This window comes from Alcanivorax sp. HI0044 (assembly GCF_001634945.1).
In genome coordinates this window covers 1-4,970 of the sequence record NZ_LWEZ01001264.1, presented here as the reverse complement: position 1 = coordinate 4,970, position 4,970 = coordinate 1, and the positions used below count along the sequence as shown (strand labels likewise).

At 57.5% G+C, this 4,970-nt stretch carries 5 protein-coding genes; 4 read left to right on the top strand and 1 reads right to left on the bottom strand.

What is annotated here, in order from left to right; translation table 11 throughout:
* The coding region (locus A3730_RS18215; protein WP_231883992.1) for a thiamine pyrophosphate-dependent enzyme at positions 1-875 on the top strand (875 nt) is incomplete at its 5' end.
* Positions 875-1,366 (top strand): acetolactate synthase small subunit, encoded by a 492-nt coding sequence (gene ilvN / locus A3730_RS18210; RefSeq protein ID WP_039926852.1) that lies wholly within the window; start codon positions 875-877, stop codon positions 1,364-1,366. The genes A3730_RS18215 and ilvN, both read left to right, overlap by 1 nt.
* Before the next feature lie 89 nt (positions 1,367-1,455).
* Here ilvN and ilvY read toward each other — a convergent pair whose 3' ends face one another.
* Positions 1,456-2,343: an HTH-type transcriptional activator IlvY gene (gene ilvY, locus A3730_RS18205; protein WP_063519753.1), complete on the bottom strand. Its 888-nt coding sequence runs from the start codon at positions 2,341-2,343 to the stop codon at positions 1,456-1,458.
* 157 nt (positions 2,344-2,500) lie between these two features.
* On the opposite strand from ilvY, the gene ilvC reads away from it, so the two are divergent.
* The gene (gene ilvC / locus A3730_RS18200; RefSeq protein ID WP_063519755.1) at positions 2,501-3,517 is read left to right on the top strand and encodes a ketol-acid reductoisomerase; all 1,017 of its coding nucleotides are present in this window, start codon (positions 2,501-2,503) and stop codon (positions 3,515-3,517) included.
* A 95-nt stretch (positions 3,518-3,612) separates the two neighbouring features.
* Positions 3,613-4,389 (top strand): CDP-diacylglycerol--serine O-phosphatidyltransferase, encoded by a 777-nt coding sequence (gene pssA / locus A3730_RS18195; protein ID WP_063538623.1) that lies wholly within the window; start codon positions 3,613-3,615, stop codon positions 4,387-4,389.
* The last annotated feature ends 581 nt before the right edge of the window (positions 4,390-4,970 follow it).

Sequence of the window (4,970 nt, the reverse complement as noted above, 5' to 3'; positions counted from 1 at the left end):
TGGACGACCGGGTGACCAACAACGTGAAGAAGTTCTGTCCGGGCGCCAAGATCATTCATATCGATATCGACCCGGCGACCATCTCCAAGAACATCATGGCGCACATTCCCATTGTGGGCCCGGTGCAACAGGTGCTGGAAGAGATGCTGGCGGCGCTGGACGAGCACGGCGGCGAGCCGGACCGCAAGGCGCTGGAGCGCTGGTGGGAAGAAATCGACGGCTGGCGCAAAGTGCATGGCATGCGGTATGAGACCAACGAAGACGGTCCCATGAAGCCCCAGCAGGTGGTCCAGGCGTTGTACAAGGCCACCAAAGGTGATGCCTATGTGACCTCCGACGTGGGTCAGCACCAGATGTTTGCGGCTCAGTATTACCAGTACGACAAGCCGCGTCGCTGGATCAACTCCGGTGGCCTGGGCACCATGGGCTTCGGCCTGCCGGCGGCCATGGGCGTGCAGTTTGCGTTCCCGGAAGCAACAGTTGCCTGTGTGACCGGTGAAGGCTCCATTCAGATGAATATCCAGGAGCTGTCCACCTGCCTGCAGTATGGTTTGCCGGTGAAGGTCATTAACATCAATAACCAGGCGCTGGGCATGGTTCGTCAGTGGCAGGACATGCAGTACGGTGGCCGCCATAGCCAGTCCTACATGGAGTCCCTGCCGGACTTCGTCAAGCTGGCCGAGGCCTATGGCCATGTGGGCATGAAGATCACCAGGATTGAGGATCTGGACGGGGCCATGGAGGAAGCCTTTGCCCTGAAGGATCGTCTGGTATTCATGGATATTTATGTTGACCCCACCGAGCACGTATACCCGATGCAGATTGCAGACGGTTCCATGCGCGACATGTGGCTGAGCAAGACGGAGCGGACCTGATGCGTCGAATTATTTCTATCCTGATGGAAAATGAGCCGGGCGCACTGAGCCGGGTAATCGGTCTGTTCTCCCAGCGGGGTTACAACATCGAAACCCTGTCGGTGGCGCCCACCGAAGACAGCACCTTGTCTCGCCTGACGCTGACCACCTTCGGTAATGATCTGAAAATCGAGCAGATCACCAAGCACCTGAACAAGCTGATCGAGGTGGTCAAGCTGGTGGATCTCACCGAAGGTCCGCACATCGAGCGCGAGCTGATGCTGATCAAGGTGAAGGCCACCGGCGCTCAGCGTGCTGAGGTGAAGCGGTCCGTGGATATTTTCCGTGGCCAGATCGTGGATGTGACCAGCACGGTCTACACTATTCAGCTCACCGGCGCTTCGGACAAGCTGGACGCCTTTATCGGCGCCATCGGGGAAACCCAGGTGCTGGAAGTGGTCCGTTCCGGCGTGTCCGGCATTGCGCGCGGCGAGAAGGTGTTGAGCTTGTAGAAAGCTCGACGCCTGACGCTAGATGCCAGATGAAAAAGCCGCTCTTCGGAGCGGCTGGTTTTAAGTGTCAGGCATCGGGCCTTTCGGTGTCAGGCGTCACTGACCTGCGACCAGAACGCGTTGATCAGTGGTTCTTCGAGGCGTCGTTCCTGGGTGAACAGTCCCACTTCATAAGGCGCCAGCGCTGGCTGCACATCCAGCGGCCGAATGCGTGCCGACAGCGGGCTGTTATCCAGTACGATCTTCGGTACCACTCCCACCCCGAAACCCAGGCTCACCATGCTGACGATGGCCTCGTTGCCGCTGACCTGGGCATAAATACGGGGCTTGACGCCAAGCTGTCGGAACCAGCGGTCGGTGCGCTCCCGGGCCAGGCCTTCTTCGGAGAGAATCATGGGAATGTCTTCCCAGGCCGTCCTGTTCGCATTGCCGCCCAGTCGCTCTGCCAGCTGTGGTTGACTGGCCGGGCCTATAAAGAGCAGGGGGGAGCGGGCGATGGGGCGAAAGGCGGTGCTGGCGGGCAGGTGGTCAGGACGGGCACCGATGGCGATGTCTTCCTCGCCCTGCTGGACACGGTGAACGGCCTGGGCCGGGTCGCCGGTGTGTAGCTTGAGCTCGATACGTGGGTACTGATGCCGGAAGCTGCTGAGAATGTCATAGAGGAAGCTGTAGCTGGCGGTGACCGAGCAATACAGACTCAGCTCCCCTTGCAGTACCCGCCGGTCTTCCTGCAGGGCATGGCGCAGATTATCCCATTGCGTCAGGGTGTCGCGGGCATATTCCTGGAAACGTTGCCCCTCCCGGGTAAGGGTGACGCTGCGATTATCCCGGTAGAAGAGCGGGGCGCCCAGTTCATTCTCCAGTTGTTGCACCGTGCGGCTCAGAGTGGAGGGGCTCACATGACACATGGCGCTGGCGCGGCCGAAATGCAGGGTGTCGGCCAGAGTGAGGAACAGACGCAGGGGCTTGGTATCCATAGGGCTGCCATGTTGCAGTAATTGGAATGCAATGTTTCAAATATATCATTTTACGCAATGTGGTGAATCCCCTACAGTACCCGCCCATCAGGCAGGTGCGTAGCGCGTACCGGGCCTCTACCCTTTTTCCTACTTGAAAAGAGCCAGAGCTATGAGCATGCAAGTGTATTACGACAAGGATTGCGACCTTTCCATCATCCAGGGCAAGAAAGTGGCTATCCTGGGTTACGGCTCCCAGGGCCATGCCCACGCCTGCAACCTGAAAGATTCCGGTGTAGACGTTGTTGTCGGGCTGCGCACTGGCTCCACATCCATCGCCAAAGCCGAAGCCCATGGCCTCAGCGTGACTGACGTGCCGTCTGCTGTTGCTGCTGCGGACGTGGTAATGGTGCTTACGCCTGACGAATTCCAGGCGCAGCTGTACAAGTCCGACATCGAGCCGAACCTGAAAGAAGGTGCAACCCTGGCCTTCGCCCACGGTTTTGCCATCCATTACAACCAGATTGTGCCGCGTGCCGATCTGGACGTGATCATGATCGCCCCGAAAGCGCCGGGCCATACCGTACGTACCGAGTTCACCAAAGGTGGCGGTATTCCTGACCTGATCGCGATCTTCCAGGATGCGTCCGGTAGCGCCAAAGAGCTGGCTCTGTCCTACGCCTGCGGCGTGGGCGGCGGCCGCACCGGCATCATCGAAACCACCTTCAAGGACGAGACTGAAACCGACCTGTTTGGTGAGCAAGCAGTCCTGTGTGGTGGCGCGGTTGAGCTGGTGAAAGCGGGCTTCGAAACCCTGACCGAAGCGGGCTATGCCCCGGAAATGGCGTACTTCGAGTGTCTGCACGAGCTGAAGCTGATCGTTGACTTGATGTACGAAGGCGGCATCGCCAACATGAACTACTCCATCTCCAACAACGCGGAGTATGGTGAGTACGTGACCGGGCCGGAAGTGATCAACGACGAGTCCCGTGCGGCCATGCGCAATGCGCTCAAGCGCATCCAGAGCGGCGAGTACGCCAAAATGTTCATCGCGGAAGGCGCGCACAACTACCCGTCCATGACGGCGGCCCGTCGCAACAATGCGGCGCATCCCATCGAGCAGGTGGGTGAGAAGCTGCGTGGCATGATGCCGTGGATCCAGGCCAACCAGATCGTGGACAAGAGCAAGAACTAAGCTTTTGTGACGCTCCCAAAAAACGCGGCTTCGGCCGCGTTTTTTGTTTGGGGGCACTGCGTTACACTAGCGCCATCATTAATGGGTGGATAACCATGCAGGATAACGACAAGACAACAGCGACGGATACGCCGGAAACCTTTGAGGTTGTGGAAGCAGAGCATCGTACTGGCGCTCGCCACAAGGGGGTTTACCTTTTGCCGAACCTGTTTACCACGGCGGCGCTGTTTGCCGGGTTCTACGCCATCGTGGCGGCCATGAACGGGCATTTTGAGAACGCCGCTCTGGGGATCATCATTGCCGGCATCCTGGACGGGATGGACGGTGGGGTGGCGCGGATGACCAATACCCAGAGCAAATTCGGGGCGGAGTATGACTCACTCTCCGATTGTGTGGCCTTCGGTGTCGCGCCGGGGCTGGTGGCATATGCCTGGGCATTGTCCGGCCTTGGCAAGTTTGGCTGGGTGGCGGCGTTCATTTATGTGGCCTGTGCTGCCTTGCGACTGGCGCGGTTCAATGTGCAGGCGGAAACCACCGATAAGCGCTTCTTCATTGGCTTGCCTAGCCCAACGGGCGCCGGGTTGGTGGCTACCCTGGTGTGGTTGGGCGCCAGTCGTGGCATTGAAGGGGCTGATATTTCCTGGTTGGTGGCGGTGGTTGTCGCGGGCGCCGGTTTGCTGATGGTGTCGTCGGTGAAATATCACTCTTTCAAGGAATTTCATATTGGTCGAGTGCCTTTCAAGGTGCTTCTCGGGGTGATCATTGCTTTCGCCATCGTCTTTCTGGATCCGCCATTGGTGCTATTAAGTGTGGCTACGATCTATGTGGCCGTGGGTTTGTTGATGAGCCTTTGGCAACTTCGTAAGCATTAATCGCTTCTAACACATAAAAAAGGCGCCCTCAGGGCGCCTTTTTTATGTGTTGCTATGGCTGTGCGGCGACGGAAGTGCTGAAAATCTCGGCAGCCGGCGGAAAAAATGTCCGCGGCTGTGCTATTTTTCCCCTCCGGTCCTGTAATGGCAGGGGAAAACCTGGTGCGGAAGGTATTTAAACTGCATAAGAAACGAGCGTTTTAGGCCGTTTTTGATGGTTTTTCATCCGTCCCGGCTAAAAGGTGACCGTTTGATAAAAAAGTGATGAAAAAAGTGTTGACGGTCCCCCGTAAATCTCTAGAATGCGCCCCCACAGAGACGGCGGACACGGCAACACGCCAAGGACGCAGTCAGGAAGCCAAGGCTTCCAAGCTCTTTAACAATCAGGCAAGCAAACGTGTGGGACCTGTTCGGGATGGGATCTTTAAAAGATTTCAGTTCTGAACGAGTCAACAAAGTTTTTGTTAATTCAGATGACGAACTGAGCATGCATTAAGTGCTCCTCTCTATGAGAGGCCACTTTAAACGCTTTTCTTAACTGAAGAGTTTGATCATGGCTCAGATTGAACGCTGGCGGCAGG

What these genes read in the sequence shown, in the direction of transcription:
- ilvN (WP_039926852.1), top strand. Translation starts at nt 875, where the DNA reads ATGCGTCGAATTATTTCTATCCTGATGGAAAATGAGCCGGGCGCACTG.
- ilvY (WP_063519753.1), bottom strand. Translation starts at nt 2,343, where the DNA reads ATGGATACCAAGCCCCTGCGTCTGTTCCTCACTCTGGCCGACACCCTG.
- ilvC (WP_063519755.1), top strand. Translation starts at nt 2,501, where the DNA reads ATGCAAGTGTATTACGACAAGGATTGCGACCTTTCCATCATCCAGGGC.
- pssA (WP_063538623.1), top strand. Translation starts at nt 3,613, where the DNA reads ATGCAGGATAACGACAAGACAACAGCGACGGATACGCCGGAAACCTTT.